This is a genomic window from Pseudomonas quercus (assembly GCF_012033695.1).
Classification (GTDB): Bacteria; Pseudomonadota; Gammaproteobacteria; order Pseudomonadales; family Pseudomonadaceae; genus Aquipseudomonas; species Aquipseudomonas quercus.
This window is the reverse complement of sequence record NZ_JAAVJI010000003.1, coordinates 88,103-102,938: the sequence shown is the minus strand read 5'-3', so window position 1 is coordinate 102,938 and position 14,836 is coordinate 88,103. Positions and strand designations below refer to the sequence as shown.

Sequence of the window (14,836 nt, the reverse complement as noted above, 5' to 3'; positions counted from 1 at the left end):
GGCTTGAGGCTTGCCGCTATCAAAACAGAAAATACCGTTGCGCCATGGGCAGCACGTCCGCGGGCTCGCACCACAGCAGCACCCCGTCAGCCTTCACTTGGTAGGTTTGCGGGTCCACGTCGATGTGGGGCTGGTAGCTGTTGTGGATCAGGTCAGCTTTAGTCACGTTACGGCAACCTTTGACCACGGCGATGGTTTTCTTCAGCCCCAGCCGCTCTGGCACGCCAGCGGCCTGCGCGGCCTGGCTGATAAAGGTCAGGCTGGTCGCGTGGCGGGCGCCGGCATAGCTGCCGAACATGGGCCGGTAATGCACGGGTTGGGGGGTGGGAATCGACGCGTTGGCATCGCCCATCAAGCTGGCAGCAATGGCGCCCCCTTTGAGGATCAGGGTCGGTTTAACGCCGAAGAACGCCGGGCGCCACAGCACCAGGTCTGCGAACTTGCCTACTTCAACCGAGCCCACTTCATGGCTAATGCCGTGGGTGATGGCCGGGTTGATGGTGTATTTGGCGATATAGCGGCGGGCCCGGAAGTTGTCATTGCGCTCGCTGTCTTCTGGTAAAGGCCCTCGCTGCCTGCGCATTTTGTCGGCGGTCTGCCAGGTGCGGGTGATCACTTCGCCCACCCGGCCCATGGCCTGGCTGTCGGAGCTGATCATCGAGAAGGCGCCCAAGTCGTGGAGGATGTCTTCGGCAGCGATGGTTTCACGGCGGATACGGCTTTCGGCGAAGGCCACATCTTCGGCGATGCTAGGGTCCAGGTGATGGCACACCATCAGCATGTCCAGGTGTTCATCAATGGTGTTGCGTGTGAACGGCCGTGTCGGGTTGGTCGAACTGGGCAACACATTAGGCAGCCCACAGGCCTTGATGATGTCCGGCGCATGGCCGCCGCCCGCGCCCTCGGTGTGGTAGGTGTGAATGGTGCGGCCCTTGAATGCGCCCAAGGTGGTTTCCACAAAGCCTGACTCGTTCAGGGTGTCCGTATGGATCGCCACCTGGATGTCGTACTGGTCGGCCACGTTCAAGCAGTTGTCGATGGCTGCCGGGGTAGTGCCCCAGTCCTCATGCAGCTTCAGGCCGATGGCCCCCGCTTCCACCTGCTCGATCAAGGGGCCGGGCAGGCTGGCATTGCCTTTGCCAGTGAAGCCGATGTTCATTGGGAAAGCGTCGGCCGCCTGGAGCATCCGCGCCATGTGCCATGGGCCGGGTGTGCAGGTAGTGGCATTGGTCCCGGTGGCCGGGCCAGTGCCGCCACCGATCATGGTGGTCACGCCGCTCATGAGCGCTTCTTCGATCTGCTGCGGGCAGATGAAATGAATGTGGGTATCGATGCCGCCCGCCGTGAGGATCATGCCTTCGCCGGCGATCACTTCGGTACTGGCCCCCAGGGCAATGGTCACATCCGGTTGGATGTCCGGGTTGCCGGCCTTGCCGATGGCAGCGATGCGGCCGTTCTTCAAGCCCACGTCAGCCTTCACGATGCCCCAGTGGTCCAGGATCAGTGCATTGGTGATGACAGTGTCCACCACCTCGGCGGCCAGTAGCTGGCCCTGGCCCATGCCGTCTCGGATGACCTTGCCGCCACCAAACTTCACCTCTTCACCGTAGTGGGTGAAGTCTTTCTCCACCTCGATCCACAGCTCAGTGTCTGCCAACCGGACACGGTCGCCCACGGTGGGGCCAAACATGTCGGCGTAGGCGTGTTTGCTTATTCGCATCCTCGTTCCTCGGAATTGAGCTTCAAGCCATAAGCTTCAAGCGGCAAGAAAGTGTGCGGCGTTGTTTGCCGCGTGAAGCCTGCTGCGCAGGGGCGTTCAAAGATCGCCCATCACGCGCCCCGCAAAGCCATACACGCGTCGTAGCCCGGCCAGCTCCACCAGTTCTACCTCCCGGGACTGGCCCGGCTCGAAGCGCACGGCGGTGCCGGCCGGGATGTTCAGGCGCATGCCGCGGGAAGCGGGGCGATCAAAGGCCAGGGCGTCGTTGGTTTCGAAAAAATGGAAGTGCGAGCCCACTTGAATAGGGCGGTCGCCCCGGTTGGCGACCGTCAGGCTCAAGGTACGGCGGCCCACATTGAGTTCGATTTCACCCGCGTCGATGCGGTATTCACCTGGAATCATGAGCGGGGTCCTTGCAAGATCTTGTAATAGAGCGAGGTAGGCCGGTACTGCCCCTCGGGCGAGCACGCGTAGTCGGGAATCTGCCCCGCACGTTCGTATCCCAGCCCCTGGTACAGGTCTTCGGCGGTAGAGCCCGTTTCCGTATCCAGGTACAGCAACCCGCGCTGTGCCTGGCGGGCAGCGGTTTCCAACTCGGCCATCAGTTGCCGGGCCAGGCCGTGACGGCGGCTGTGGGTGTGCACCAGCAATTTCTGCACTTCGGCGCGGTTACGGCCGTTGGGCTTCTGGCACAGGTCCAGTTGTACGCTGGCCACCACCTGTTCGTGCTTGACCACCACCCAAAGCAGGCGCGTGCCCCGTCGAATATCGTTGTGCACCGCCTCGAAATAATCCCGCGCCGCGGCGGCGTCGATCGTGTTCAAGAAACCGATGGAAGCACCACCGGCGACAGCGTCCAGCAGCAGCTCGATCAGCCCCTGGCGGTAATGGGCGAAGCTTTCCTCTGTCACACGGCGCAGCTGGGCAGCATTCATGGTTCACTCCAAAGGAGAGGGCGGGGCAGCGTTCTGGTCAAGGGTCAGTTGCATGAACGTCAGGTCCAGCCAGCGGCCGAATTTCACGCCCACCTGGGGCATCTGCCCGGTGATGACGAACCCGTGCCTTTCATGCAACCGAATGGAAGAGGTATTGCCGCTTTCGATGGCGGCGACCACCACGTGCTTGTTGCAGCCACGGGCGCGGCCCACCAGGTGCTCAAGCAGCCTGGCACCTAACCCTAGGCCACGCTGCCCATCCTTGACGTACACGGAGTTTTCAACGCTGTGGCGGAAGCCATCGAAGGGGCGCCAGTCGCCGAAGGAGGCATACCCTAGTACCTGGCTGCTGGCATCCACCGCCACCAGGATCGGGTAGCCCTGTTGCTGGCGCAGGTCGAACCAGGCTTGCCGGTTTGCCAGGTCTACCAGGCTGTCGTTCCAGATGGCGGTGGTGTTGGCCACGGCGTCGTTGTAGATGCTTAGAATGCCTGGCAGGTCGGCCGGCACAGCGTCGCGAATCTCGATGTTCATGGGTGCCTTCTCACACAATGGGCTGGTGTACGGTGACCAGCTTGGTGCCGTCGGGGAAGGTGGCTTCCACCTGAATTTCCGGAATCATTTCGGCGATGCCTTCCATGACCTGCTCGCGGGTGAGCAGGGTGGTGCCAAAGTGCATCAGTTCGGCCACGGTTTGCCCGTCCCGGGCACCCTCTAGCAGCGCGGCGGAAATATACGCCATGGCTTCGGGGTAATTGAGCTTTACGCCGCGGGCCAGGCGCCGCTCGGCGACGAGGCCGGCAGTGAAGATCAACAGCTTGTCTTTCTCGCGAGGGGTAAGGTCCATAAGCTTCCGTCAACCTGTGTTCAAGTGGCCCAGATGCGCGGTGCCAGCGCTTCTCGGCCTAGTAAATGGGGGCGCAACAGCCGCCATAGGCGGATCAGCCAGTCCCGTGCATGCAGGGCTTCACTGGCCAGGCAGCGGGCAATCACCAAACCAGGCAACTGCGTCAGGTCACCCTGGCCTTGGCAGGGCAGTTCGCGGCAGGCTTGCATCAGGTCATCGCTGGCCAGGCCCGTAATGATCAAGGTGGCGAACACGGGCTGGCCACGCAAGCCAATGGGTGATGTTAGCAAGCGATCGTTGCCGGTGAGCCGCTGGCGCTCATGCCAGATCAGTTTGCCATCGCGGAAGATGTCCAGGGCGGCTTGAAAATAGCCGCACGTGAAGGCCTCGCCACTGGCCGGTCGACCCAAGGCAACCACGTCCCAGTAGCACAGGCGAGCGTCGGCTTCGAGGGTAATACGGGTGTCCAGCCGAGCCTGGGCGCCGCTGAACACGAGGGTTTCCTGGGGCAGCCACTCCAACGTAGCGCCTGCGCCAACCTGCAGGTTCAGGTGCTGTGTAGCAGGGCTGTCTGCCCGGTACCATTTGGCTGCGCCGGGGCTGGTCAGCTGAGCCCAAGCGTTTTCGCCCGCGTGAGCCGCCACAGCCAGGCGATCACCCCCGGCAATGCCGGCTGGCGGGTGAATAATGATGTGCTGGCACACCTCGGGCCCTTCCGGGTACAGGTGCTTTTGCACCCTCAGCGGGCCGATATGACGTCGGCGTACCGGGCGGGTGGTGCCGTCGACACGGGCGTAGGCCAGGTCCAGTTCGGCGTTCCAGTGGGGCACGAAGGCCGCAGGGTTCATGGGCAGGTTCATAACGTCAGATGGTTACCAGGCCGCGAACACCTTCAGCTTCCATGTCGGCCCCGCGCCCTTGGCGAATGATTTCGCCACGGGCCATCACCATGTAATGGTCGGCCAGCTCGGCCGCGAAATCATAGAATTGCTCCACCAGCACTATGGCCATGTCGCCTTGTGCCGCGAGTGTTCGGATGACCGCACCGATCTCCTTGATCACCGACGGCTGAATGCCCTCGGTGGGCTCGTCAAGGATCAGCAGCCTCGGCCGGCTGGCCAGGGCGCGGCCAATAGCCAGCTGCTGTTGCTGGCCACCCGACAGGTCGCCACCACGGCGGTGCTTCATCTCCAGCAGCACTGGGAACAATTCGTAGATAAAGCCAGGCACTTCCCGGGCCTCGCGCGCGGGAAAGCGAGACAGGCCCATCAGCAGGTTTTCTTCAACGGTAAGGCGCGGGAAAATTTCCCGGCCTTGTGGCACATAGGCAATGCCGGCTTGCACCCGCTGGTGCGGCTTGAGGCTGATGATAGGCTTGCCTTCCCAGCGTACCTGCCCTTCCTTGGCAGGCAGCAGGCCCATGAGGCAGCGCAACAGTGTGGTTTTACCCACGCCATTGCGGCCCAGCAGGCACGTCACTTCACCCACCTTCGCTTCGAAGGACAGGCCGCGCAGGATATGGCTGCCGCCGTAGTACTGATGAAGCGTTTCGACTTGAAGCATGGGTATTTCCTTGTGCTTGCCCTCTGTAGGCGCGTGCGTAGCGCGCGAACGTATTCGCGCGCTACGCACGCGCCTACAGAGGAAAATCAACGGCCTAGATACACCTCAATGACACGCTCATGGGCTTGTACGCTTTCAAGCGAGCCCTCCGCCAATACGCTGCCCTGGTGCAGTACCGTCACATGGTCGGCGATCGAGCCCACAAAGCCCATGTCGTGCTCTACCACCATCAGCGAGCGCTGGCCCGCCAGGGTCTTGAACAGTTCGGCGGTGAATTCGGTTTCCGCATCGGTCATGCCGGCAACGGGTTCGTCCAGCAACAGTAGCTGGGGATCCTGCATCAGCAACATGCCGATTTCCAGAAACTGCTTCTGCCCGTGCGACAGCAGGCCGGCCGGGCGCGTGGCCGAGGCCGTCAGGCGGATAGTGCCCAGGGTGTCGTCGATATGGTCACGCTGCTCGCCCGTGAGCTTGGCACGCAGGCTGGCCCATACGGACTTGTCCGCCTTCTGTGCCAGCTCCAGGTTTTCGAACACGGTCAGTGCTTCGAATACCGTGGGTTTCTGGAATTTGCGGCCAATACCGGCCTGGGCGATCTGCACTTCGCTCATCTGGGTCAGGTCCAGGGTTTCACCAAACCAGGCCTTGCCGGCTGTGGGCCGGGTTTTGCCGGTAATCACGTCCATCAACGTGGTTTTGCCGGCCCCGTTGGGCCCAATGATGCAGCGCAGTTCGCCTACCCCGATATACAGGTTGAGGTTGTTCAATGCCTTGAAGCCATCGAAGCTCACGCTGATGTCTTCCAAGGTAAGGATGGTGCCGTGCCGTGTGTCCAGGCCGCCCTGGCTGACGCCGCCGAGCCCAATGGCCTCGCGGCTGGTGCCCGCATCCTGGTTAGGGTCCAGGGCGGGTTCGAGCATGAACTGGGGAGTAGGGGTGATTCTCATGGCTCACCTCGTTTGTTCAGCAGGCCGATCACGCCCTTAGGTAGGTAGAGCGTCACGACAATGAACAGCGCGCCCAGGAAGAACAGCCAGTACTCCGGGAAAGCCACGGTAAACCAGCTTTTCATGCCATTCACCACGCCGGCCCCTAACAAAGGGCCGATTAGCGTACCGCGCCCGCCCAGCGCCACCCACACCGCTGCTTCGATAGAGTTGGTAGGCGACATTTCGCTGGGGTTGATGATGCCCACCTGTGGCACGTACAGCGCGCCTGCCAGGCCGCACAGTACGGCGCTCAATACCCACACGAACAGCTTGAAGCCACGCGGGTCGTAGCCGCAGAACATCAGACGGTTTTCCGCATCGCGCAGCGCTGTAAGAATGCGCCCGAACTTGCTGCGGGCCAGCCGCCAGCCCAGGAACAGGCTGGCCAGCAGCAGGGCCACGGTCAACAGGAACAGCACCGCTCGAGTGCCTTGGGCGGTGACCGAAAACCCTAGCAGCGTGCGGAAGTTGGTGAAGCCGTTGTTGCCTCCAAAGCCGGTTTCGTTGCGGAAGAACAGCAGCATGCCGGCGAAGGTGAGGGCTTGGGTCATGATGGAGAAGTACACGCCCTTGATCCGCGAGCGGAAGGCGAAGAAGCCAAACACCAGTGCCAGCAGTCCGGGCGCCAGCACCACCAGGCACAGGGCCCAGAGGAAGTGTTGCGTGCCGGCCCAGTACCAGGGCAACTCGGTCCAGGACAGAAAGGTCATGAAGGCGGGCAGGCCGTCACCGGCGGCTTCTCGCATCAGGTACATGCCCATGGCGTAGCCACCCAGGGCGAAGAACAGCCCGTGCCCCAAGGACAGCAGCCCGGCATAGCCCCATACCAGGTCCAGGGCCAGCGCCACGATGGCGTAGCAGAGGATCTTGCCCACCAAGGTGAGGGTGTAGGCCGATACCTGCAGGCTGTTGTTTTCAGGCAGCAGAGACAGCAATGGCAGGGCCAGCAATACCACCATCACCACAGCGCCAACCGCCAGGGAAAAACGGGGGCCGGTCTTTTGTACGGCAGAAACCATCAGGGGTTGATTCATCAGTCGATCACCCGCCCTTTGAGTGCGAACAGCCCTTGCGGGCGTTTCTGGATAAACAGAATGATCAGCGCCAGGATCAGGATCTTGCCCAGCACAGCGCCGATCTGTGGCTCAAGAAACTTGTTGGCGATACCCAGGCCGAACGCTGCGCAAATGCTGCCTGCCAGCTGGCCCACGCCACCCAGCACCACCACCAGGAAGGAATCGATGATGTAGCTCTGGCCCAGGTCCGGGCCGACGTTGCCAACCTGGCTCAAGGCAACCCCGCCCAGCCCTGCAATGCCCGAGCCCAGGCCAAACGCCAGCATGTCCACACGCCCGGTAGGTACGCCACAGCAAGCGGCCATGTTGCGGTTCTGGGTCACGGCACGCACGTTCAGGCCCAGCCGCTTCTTGTTCAGCAGCAGCCAGGTGAGGCCTACCACGAACAGGGAGAAGGCAATAATCACTAGGCGGTTGTAAGGCAGCACCAGGTTAGGCAGCACTTGAAGGCCGCCCGACAGCCAGGCGGGGTTGGCCACTTCCACGTTCTGCGCGCCAAAGGTCACCCGGATCAGCTGGATCAGGATCAGGCTGATGCCCCAGGTAGCCAGCAAGGTCTCAAGGGGGCGGCCGTACAGGTGGCGAATCACTGTGCGTTCCAAGGCCATGCCGATCACAGCGGTCACAAAAAAGGCCACGGGCAGGGCAACCAGTGGGTACCAGGCCAGCGCACCGGGGGCATAGGTTTGAAACAGCATTTGCACGGCGTAAGTGGTGTAGGCGCCTAGCATCAGCATTTCGCCGTGGGCCATGTTGATCACGCCGAGCAAGCCGAAGGTGATGGCCAGCCCAAGGGCCGCCAGCAACAGGATCGACCCCAGCGACAGGCCACTGAAGGCCTGGCCCAGGAGTTCGCCGATCAGCAGTTGGCGGTTTACCTGTACCAGGCTGGTCTGGGCGGCGGTGCGCACGGCGGCGTCTGGCTCGGAGCCGGGCTCAAGCAGCCCTTGGAGGCGGGTGCGGGCCACCGGGTCACCCGTATCCCCCAACAGGCGGGCGGCACGCAGGCGAACGTCTGCCGAAGGGTCTGTCAGTTGCAGGTTGGCCAGTGCCAGGCCAAGGGCCGTTTTTACGCCGCTAGCCTGTTCTGCCTGCAGTTGGCGTTCCAGCAACGGTATCTGCGCGGGCAGGGCGCTGCGCTGGAGCTGCTGGGCCGCCGTCAGGCGCAAGTCGTCGTCATTGGACAGCAACTGATGGCTGGCCAGGGCGTTGTTGGTCAGACCTCGTAAGCGGTTGTTCAGCCGCAGCTTTCGCGGTTCGTCAGCCGAGGCGGGGGTGTCGACACCTACCATTGTGCCGTTGGTGTCGATAAACGCATGCTTTTCGCTGTCGGCGGCCAACCGGCCTTCCTGCAGCGCCTGTAGCAACGGCAGTCGCTCAGGCACGGGCTGTGCGGCCCAGCTTTCCAGCAGTTTCACCTGGCCTGCGGCATCCGCAGACACGAAATCGCCCGCATCGCTGGCATGGGCAACCATGGGCAGCAACAACGAGAGCAGCAACAGCAAACGGTCTATACGCATCAAGGTTACCTGGCGCCTGGGCGGCGCCTGCCCGAAGGCAGGGCCGGGGAATGAAGGCAGTGGATCAGTTGCTCTTCACGGGGTGGTCAGGCTTTTGGTCGTTGCCAGGAATGAACGGGCTCCAAGGCTGGGCGCGGATGGGCTCCTTGGTCTGCCACACTACGTTGAACTGGCCGTTGTCTTCGATCTCGCCGATCATCACGGGCTTGTGCAGGTGGTGGTTGGTCTTGTCCATGGTCAGGGTGAAACCGGAGGGGGCCTTGAACGTTTGGCCAGCCATGGCCTCGCGCACCTTGTCCACGTCCGTGGACTTGGCTTTTTCCGCAGCCTGCGCCCACATGTGGATACCCACATAGGTGGCTTCCATCGGGTCGTTGGTGACCACTGTGTCGGCATTAGGCAGGTTGTGCGCCTTGGCGTAGGCTTTCCAGGCGGCTACGAATTTCTTGTTCTCGGGGTTCTCGACTGACTCGAAGTAGTTCCAGGCCGCCAGGTTGCCCACCAGGGGTTTGGTGTCGATCCCGCGCAGTTCTTCTTCGCCCACAGAGAAGGCCACTACCGGAACGTCGGTGGCTTCCAGTCCCTGATTGGCCAGCTCTTTGTAGAACGGCACATTGGAGTCGCCGTTGACGGTGGAGATAACCGCCGTTTTACCCCCGGCAGAGAACTTCTTGATGTTGGCCACAATGGTCTGGTAGTCGCTGTGGCCGAACGGGGTGTACACCTCTTCAATGTCTTTGTCCGCCACCCCTTTGGAGTGCAGGAAGGCCCGCAGGATCTTGTTGGTGGTGCGCGGATATACATAGTCAGTGCCCAGCAGGAAGAAGCGCTTGGCGCCGCCCCCGTCTTCGCTCATCAGGTATTCCACTGCCGGGATGGCCTGCTGGTTGGGCGCCGCGCCGGTGTAGAACACGTTCGGGCTCATTTCCTCGCCTTCGTACTGCACGGGGTAGAACAGCAAGCCGTTGAGTTCTTCAAACACAGGCAATACGGATTTGCGCGATACGGAGGTCCAGCAGCCGAACACCACGGCGACCTTGTCCTGGGTCAGCAATTGCCGGCCTTTTTCCGCGAACAGCGGCCAGTTGGACGCCGGGTCTACGACCACGGGTTCAAGCTGCTTGCCGTTGACGCCGCCCGCCTTGTTGATCTCGTCGATGGTCATCAAGGCCATGTCCTTGAGCGAGGTCTCGGAAATCGCCATGGTGCCCGAGAGCGAATGCAGAATGCCGACCTTGATGGTTTCCGCGGCCTGGACGGTCCAGGTCATCCCCATGGCAGCGATCGAAGCCGAGAGGGTAAAAGCCTTTAGCAAACTGCGGCGCTTCATGTGCAATCTCCAGTGCTGTGATTTTTCTGGTGTGGGCAGACGGCATGCTCCTGAACGGACCAGTGCAAGGGGTGTGCCGAAGCGCGCAACGGCTTGGGCGTGCTGAAGTTGACGGGGCGGTCAGGGGGAGAAGTGCGCCATGGAGGGGCTTGGGACGGGAGGTGGTGCGAGGTTGTGCGCTGTTGTGGTGCTTGCTGCGCAGCAGCACTTGAGTTGAAACGCCTCGTCGGCTTCGCCAACTCCTACAAAAGCCGCGACTGGCGCTGGTTATGTAGGAGCCTGCGAAGCGGGCGAATGGATACAACAACTATTTTTGCAAGCGCTCAGCTACCTTCGGCCTGCGCACCCACCTCAACACGCCATATTCGAGCACCGCGACTGCCACCAGCGACGCCCCTACCAGTGGGAAGGCCACGCCAATACATACCATCACGGCCACGGCAGTTTTCCACAGGGGCAGGCCGTGACGCAGCGGCGGTACGCCCAGGCCCTTGGCCGGGCGGCGCTTCCACCAGATGACCAGGCCGCTGATCGACCCTAGTAGCACCATCAGGCACACCACCAGCACGATCAACTGGTTGGCCAGGCCGAACATCTTGCCCTCGTGCAGCATCACCGACAGCTCGGTGGCCCGTGCCAGCAGCCCGTACTGGGCGTAACGCACGTCAACCAGCACTTTGCCAGTGTACTGGTCGATGTGGAGGGTGGCGTCGTTGCGGGGGTCGTCGGCGAACACTGCTACGGTGTACACGCCGGTGCCTGTCTTGGGCAGTGTGATGCTGTAGCCCGGGTGCACACCAGCGCGCTCAGCGGTTTCCACCACGGCCTGCAAGCTGGCCTGGGGGGCTGCAGGCCCGCTGTTCGCACTCCCGTGGCCCATGTGTTCGGCATGATCACCGCCACTCATGGGCATGGGGGTGTTTTCCATGGCCCAGGGCAGGGTTTGCCGGGCAGCGTTGTTAAGGGTGCGAGCGCTCACATCCGACAGGGGAATTTCACTGAACATGCCCGTCGGAAAGCGATTCCACAGTTCGGCGTACTGTTTGCCCCAGATCCCGGTCCAGGTCATGCCGGTGAGCAGCATGAACAACAACCCTACTGAACCCCAGAAGCCCACTACGGCATGCAGGTCACGCCAGAATACTCGGCCGCGGCTGCGCAAGCGTGGCCAGAACACCCCGGCCGCGCCCTTGCCACGCGGCCACCACAGGTACAGGCCTGACACTACCAGCACAATCCCCCAGCCGGCGGCCAGTTCTACAACGGCATCGCCGACCTTGCCGATCATCAGTTCGCCATGAAGTGCGCGGGCGATGGCCTGGAGGTTGTACAGGCCATGCTGGGTACCCAACACTTGCCCGGTGTAAGGGTTCATAAACAGGTTGAGGGCATTACCGCCCGCCTGCACCACGAACTGGGCACTGGCGGTAGCGCTTGCCGGGGGCAGGTACTGGTTCACCTGCGCATCGGGGTAGGTCTCTCGCACGCGTGCCAGCAAGGTATCAGCCGGCAGCCTCTGGCCCATGGCCTCGACGTGTAGTAGCTCGGGGTACATGAGCGGGTCCAGCTGCGGTTTGAACAGATAGACGATACCCGTCACCGCAAGCAGGATCATGACCGGGGCGACCAGCAGGCCTGCATAGAAGTGCCAACGCCATGCCAGGTTATAAAATGAAGTGCGCATCGTCCGTCCTAGAAACTAAGGTCAAGTTGCGTCCAGAGCGTGCGCCCTGGCTCGTCGATGGCGCTCAGGGCGTCGCCTGGGTAGCCGAAGCCGGCATTGCCGGCCAGGTTGAGGTGTTCGGCATAGGTTTTAGCAAATAGGTTATCTACCCCTGCACTGACCTTGAGGTGAGGGCTTAGGCGAACTGCGCCATTCAAGGAAAACACCCCAAAGCCTGGCGTGCTGCGGTAATCCTTGCCGACCACATTGCCCCTGCCGGGATCGGTCCGGTGCTGAGCGCTCACCAGCCGCCACAAGGCGCCTGCACGCCATTGGTTCTGCTGGTAGCTAAGGCCCAGGCGTGTATCCAAGGGTGGCATTTGCGCCAGGGCAGTGCCGTCGCTGCGATTCTTCCCCCAGGCATAGGCCAGGGTAGCGTCGGCCTTCCAGTGTTCGTTGAAATGCCAGGCCCCACCCAGCTCGCCGCCAGCAATGTGCGCACTGATATTGCGCGCGGTGGACTGCCCACCGTTGTAGTCGAACAGAATGTAGTCCTTCACCTGCCCGGCATAGGCCGACACCCAGGCTTCCACATGCTCGGCCCTGTAATGCAGGCCGGTATCGAGCTGGGTGGTTTTTTCCGGGCGTATGCCCGTAAAGGCATTGGCGCTGCCTGCCGGCCCCTGGGCGGGTGAGTACAACTCCCAGTAATCCGGAAAGCGCTGGGCATGGCCAAGGCCTGCATAGGCCGTAAGCGGTACCTGTTGGAGGTCATGCTCGAAGCGGATGAACCCGCTAGGTAGCGTTTCATTACGCTCGTGGCCTGCGGTAGGGTTAGTGCGCCTAGCCATGCCTGAGCCAAGCGTGGCGCGGTAGTCGCGGGCCGTGGCATGGTCCAGCCGTGCACCGCCTAGCCACCGGCTCTGGTCTGTCACTGCCCAGGTCAGCTCGGCGAACGTACCGAAGGTGTTCATCACCGCATCCCTTTCGCGGGGGATGGCTTTGTAGGCGCCTTCGCCGGGGGCTGCGCGCTTGCGATGCTCACTGGTCTGCCCGTCCAACCCGGCCACCAGGTCCAGGGTTTGCCACGCCCAGGTGCCCTTGATCCGGCCGCCCAGGGTACGACGGTCCACGTTGCTGGCGCGGGGGCCGGGCATCATGCCGCTGGTAGGCGGCGTACGCAGGCTGTAATTGTCCATCACATGGTCGGCATAGTTGTAATAGAACTGCGCCTCCAGGCCTTCGAAGACATCGCCCAGCCCATGTCGCTCAAGGCGCAAGCCCAGGCTTTCTCGCTTGAAGCTGGCTCCGTCCATGCCGCGGCCGGCATAGCGCGCTTCACCATCACCGTGGCCTGCAGACAGTTCTACCAGGGTGTCCGGGTCGGGTGTCCAGCCCAAGGCCATATCCCCGTTCCACTTGCGCCAGCGTGATGGCACGGTATCGCCATTGCCCGCTTGGTAGTCATCGGCCTGGGCGTCGTTGGCGATGAAGCGGGCATAGCCTTCGCGCGTACCTGCTGCCGTATCCACACGGCGTTCGAAACGCCCATTGGAGCCAGCCAGCACACTGGCGTCGAGCCGCGCGCCTGGGGTCGCGAAGGCTTCCGGGTCCCGCTCGAAACGTACGGTCCCGGCAGAAGCACCTGGCCCCCATTGCACGGTTTGCGGCCCTTTGATCACCACAAGGCGGTCGTAGCTTTGCGGGGAGATGTAAGCAGTGGGTGCGTCCATGCGGCCGGGGCAGGCGCCGATGATCTGCCCACCGTTGGCCAGGATATTCAGCCGTGAGCCAAACATGCCCCGCAGTACAGGGTCCCCGTTGCTGCCGCCGTTGCGGATAGCGCTGAAGCCGGGAATGGTCTTGAGGTAATCGGCGCCATCCGTGGCGGGCAAGGGCTGCCGAGGGGCTTTGGGGTCGGCGACAATCGTTAGTGGCGAGGCAGGGGCCACTGCCGTGACCACCGTTGGGGGCAATTCGACACTCTCTTTGCGGCCGGTTCTGGGTTCTTCCGCAGCAAAGGCCGTGGGGCTGACAAGGGCGCCAATCAGCAGGGCGGCCGAGCGAGGGGCGGAGCGTGACGCTAATGAAAAGGCAGACATGGGGTTCCCACACAATGAGCGTTCAGGCACGCGCCGTGGCGATCCCTTTAAAGGGGGCGGGCAGGCTGGCGCGTGATGGAAAGGTCAGGCGTGCAGGGGGAAGGGGGGCGCGCGGGTGCGTGCGCCTGGAAAGACAGGCTGTACACCGTGCCCTTGGCGGGCCTGTACCAGCAGGCGGGCGGTGGCCGGCGGCGCAGTGTCAGCCCTGACTTGCAAGGTTTGTGGCAGTGCAGGGCAATGGAAGAACAGACTGCAGTAACCGCAGCGCTCCCAGAGAGGGTGAAGTTGATTGTTCTTACCGTGGCTGGGCTGGGGCTGACAATGTTCGCCGGGCATATCCATGGCCATGCCAGCATGCTGGGGCATCGCCTGGCCGCCGCTGTGGTTCATGGGCATGGCCTGAGCGATCAGCGGGCCGATAAACATCATCAGCACTGCAAAGAGGCTGATCCAGGCACCTGCTCGGCTACCAGGGCGAACGGTCATCAGCCGCCTTGCAGGGGCACGCCATTGCCCTCAGGTGGGTTGGCCAGTACGGGCACCTGTATTTCAAGGTCACCTGCCTTTTCAAAGTGCAGCACCAGCGGGAAGCTGGCGCCGCTGACCAGCTGGCTTCGGTCGGCCAGGCCCAGCAGCATCACATGACCACCCATGGGGGCCAGGCGAACCTGGCCTGCGGCGGGGATGATCAGGCCGTCTACCTGCTGCATTTTCATCATGCCGTCGGCGCCGATGTGTTCATGCAGTTGCGCTTCGGCTGCCACAGGGCTGTCGAGCCCCAGCAACCGGTCGTCGCCCATACCCGTGTTGCGAACAGTGAAGTAGGCCGCCACGGTGGGTGCGTTGGGGGGTAGTGCCTGGGACCAGGGGGCGATCACGTCCAGGTTGCCGATGTGGTAATCCTTGGCACTGGCCATGCTGCCCAACAAGGCAACGGCCAGTACGCAGCACCACGTAAGCGAGCGGCAGACAGACGGCATAGGCGCATTCCAGGGCAGGAAGAAAACTGGGCGGTATTTAGCCAGAAGCCGCCTGGGAAGTAAAAAGCTGGCGTGTTACCGAGGGTGAATTTGGGATGTGCTGAGGAACCT

General features: G+C 62.5%; 15 protein-coding genes. All 15 read right to left on the bottom strand.

Annotation, left to right across the window (positions count from 1 at the left end; all coding sequences use genetic code 11):
* Positions 1 to 19 precede the first annotated feature (19 nt).
* Positions 20 to 1,720, bottom strand: coding sequence for an urease subunit alpha (gene ureC, locus HBH25_RS06855; protein ID WP_168082841.1), 1,701 nt, complete (start codon positions 1,718 to 1,720; stop codon positions 20 to 22).
* 96 nt (positions 1,721 to 1,816) lie between these two features.
* On the bottom strand, positions 1,817 to 2,122 hold the full coding sequence (locus tag HBH25_RS06850; RefSeq protein WP_168082839.1) for an urease subunit beta: 306 nt from the start codon (positions 2,120 to 2,122) through the stop codon (positions 1,817 to 1,819).
* Positions 2,119 to 2,655, bottom strand: coding sequence for a GNAT family N-acetyltransferase (locus HBH25_RS06845; RefSeq protein ID WP_168082837.1), 537 nt, complete (start codon positions 2,653 to 2,655; stop codon positions 2,119 to 2,121). The genes HBH25_RS06850 and HBH25_RS06845 overlap by 4 nt, the downstream gene beginning before the upstream one ends.
* Before the next feature lie 3 nt (positions 2,656 to 2,658).
* A complete protein-coding gene (locus HBH25_RS06840; protein WP_168082835.1) occupies positions 2,659 to 3,189 on the bottom strand; it encodes a GNAT family N-acetyltransferase in 531 nt (176 codons plus the stop codon).
* 10 nt (positions 3,190 to 3,199) lie between these two features.
* Positions 3,200 to 3,502, bottom strand: coding sequence for an urease subunit gamma (gene ureA, locus HBH25_RS06835; protein WP_168082833.1), 303 nt, complete (start codon positions 3,500 to 3,502; stop codon positions 3,200 to 3,202).
* Between the two features lie 20 nt (positions 3,503 to 3,522).
* Positions 3,523 to 4,362, bottom strand: coding sequence for an urease accessory protein UreD (locus HBH25_RS06830; protein ID WP_168082831.1), 840 nt, complete (start codon positions 4,360 to 4,362; stop codon positions 3,523 to 3,525).
* A 4-nt stretch (positions 4,363 to 4,366) separates the two neighbouring features.
* Positions 4,367 to 5,065 (bottom strand): urea ABC transporter ATP-binding subunit UrtE, encoded by a 699-nt coding sequence (gene urtE, locus HBH25_RS06825; RefSeq protein ID WP_168082829.1) that lies wholly within the window; start codon positions 5,063 to 5,065, stop codon positions 4,367 to 4,369.
* 86 nt (positions 5,066 to 5,151) lie between these two features.
* Positions 5,152 to 6,012: an urea ABC transporter ATP-binding protein UrtD gene (urtD, locus tag HBH25_RS06820; protein WP_168082827.1), complete on the bottom strand. Its 861-nt coding sequence runs from the start codon at positions 6,010 to 6,012 to the stop codon at positions 5,152 to 5,154.
* Complete coding sequence (urtC, locus tag HBH25_RS06815; protein WP_168082825.1) at positions 6,009 to 7,088, bottom strand: urea ABC transporter permease subunit UrtC; 1,080 nt, start codon at positions 7,086 to 7,088, stop codon at positions 6,009 to 6,011. Before urtC ends, urtD begins: the two co-directional genes overlap by 4 nt.
* Positions 7,088 to 8,650, bottom strand: coding sequence for an urea ABC transporter permease subunit UrtB (urtB, locus tag HBH25_RS06810; RefSeq protein ID WP_168082823.1), 1,563 nt, complete (start codon positions 8,648 to 8,650; stop codon positions 7,088 to 7,090). The genes urtC and urtB overlap by 1 nt, the downstream gene beginning before the upstream one ends.
* Before the next feature lie 64 nt (positions 8,651 to 8,714).
* Complete coding sequence (urtA, locus tag HBH25_RS06805) at positions 8,715 to 9,980, bottom strand: urea ABC transporter substrate-binding protein (protein WP_168082821.1); 1,266 nt, start codon at positions 9,978 to 9,980, stop codon at positions 8,715 to 8,717.
* Between the two features lie 307 nt (positions 9,981 to 10,287).
* Positions 10,288 to 11,664: a PepSY-associated TM helix domain-containing protein gene (locus tag HBH25_RS06800; protein ID WP_168082819.1), complete on the bottom strand. Its 1,377-nt coding sequence runs from the start codon at positions 11,662 to 11,664 to the stop codon at positions 10,288 to 10,290.
* A gap of 8 nt (positions 11,665 to 11,672) precedes the next feature.
* Complete coding sequence (locus tag HBH25_RS06795; RefSeq protein ID WP_168082817.1) at positions 11,673 to 13,745, bottom strand: TonB-dependent copper receptor; 2,073 nt, start codon at positions 13,743 to 13,745, stop codon at positions 11,673 to 11,675.
* A gap of 84 nt (positions 13,746 to 13,829) precedes the next feature.
* Positions 13,830 to 14,231 (bottom strand): DUF2946 domain-containing protein, encoded by a 402-nt coding sequence (locus tag HBH25_RS06790; protein WP_168082815.1) that lies wholly within the window; start codon positions 14,229 to 14,231, stop codon positions 13,830 to 13,832.
* The gene (locus HBH25_RS06785; protein WP_420708442.1) at positions 14,231 to 14,725 is read right to left on the bottom strand and encodes a copper chaperone PCu(A)C; all 495 of its coding nucleotides are present in this window, start codon (positions 14,723 to 14,725) and stop codon (positions 14,231 to 14,233) included. The genes HBH25_RS06790 and HBH25_RS06785 overlap by 1 nt, the downstream gene beginning before the upstream one ends.
* Positions 14,726 to 14,836 lie beyond the last annotated feature (111 nt).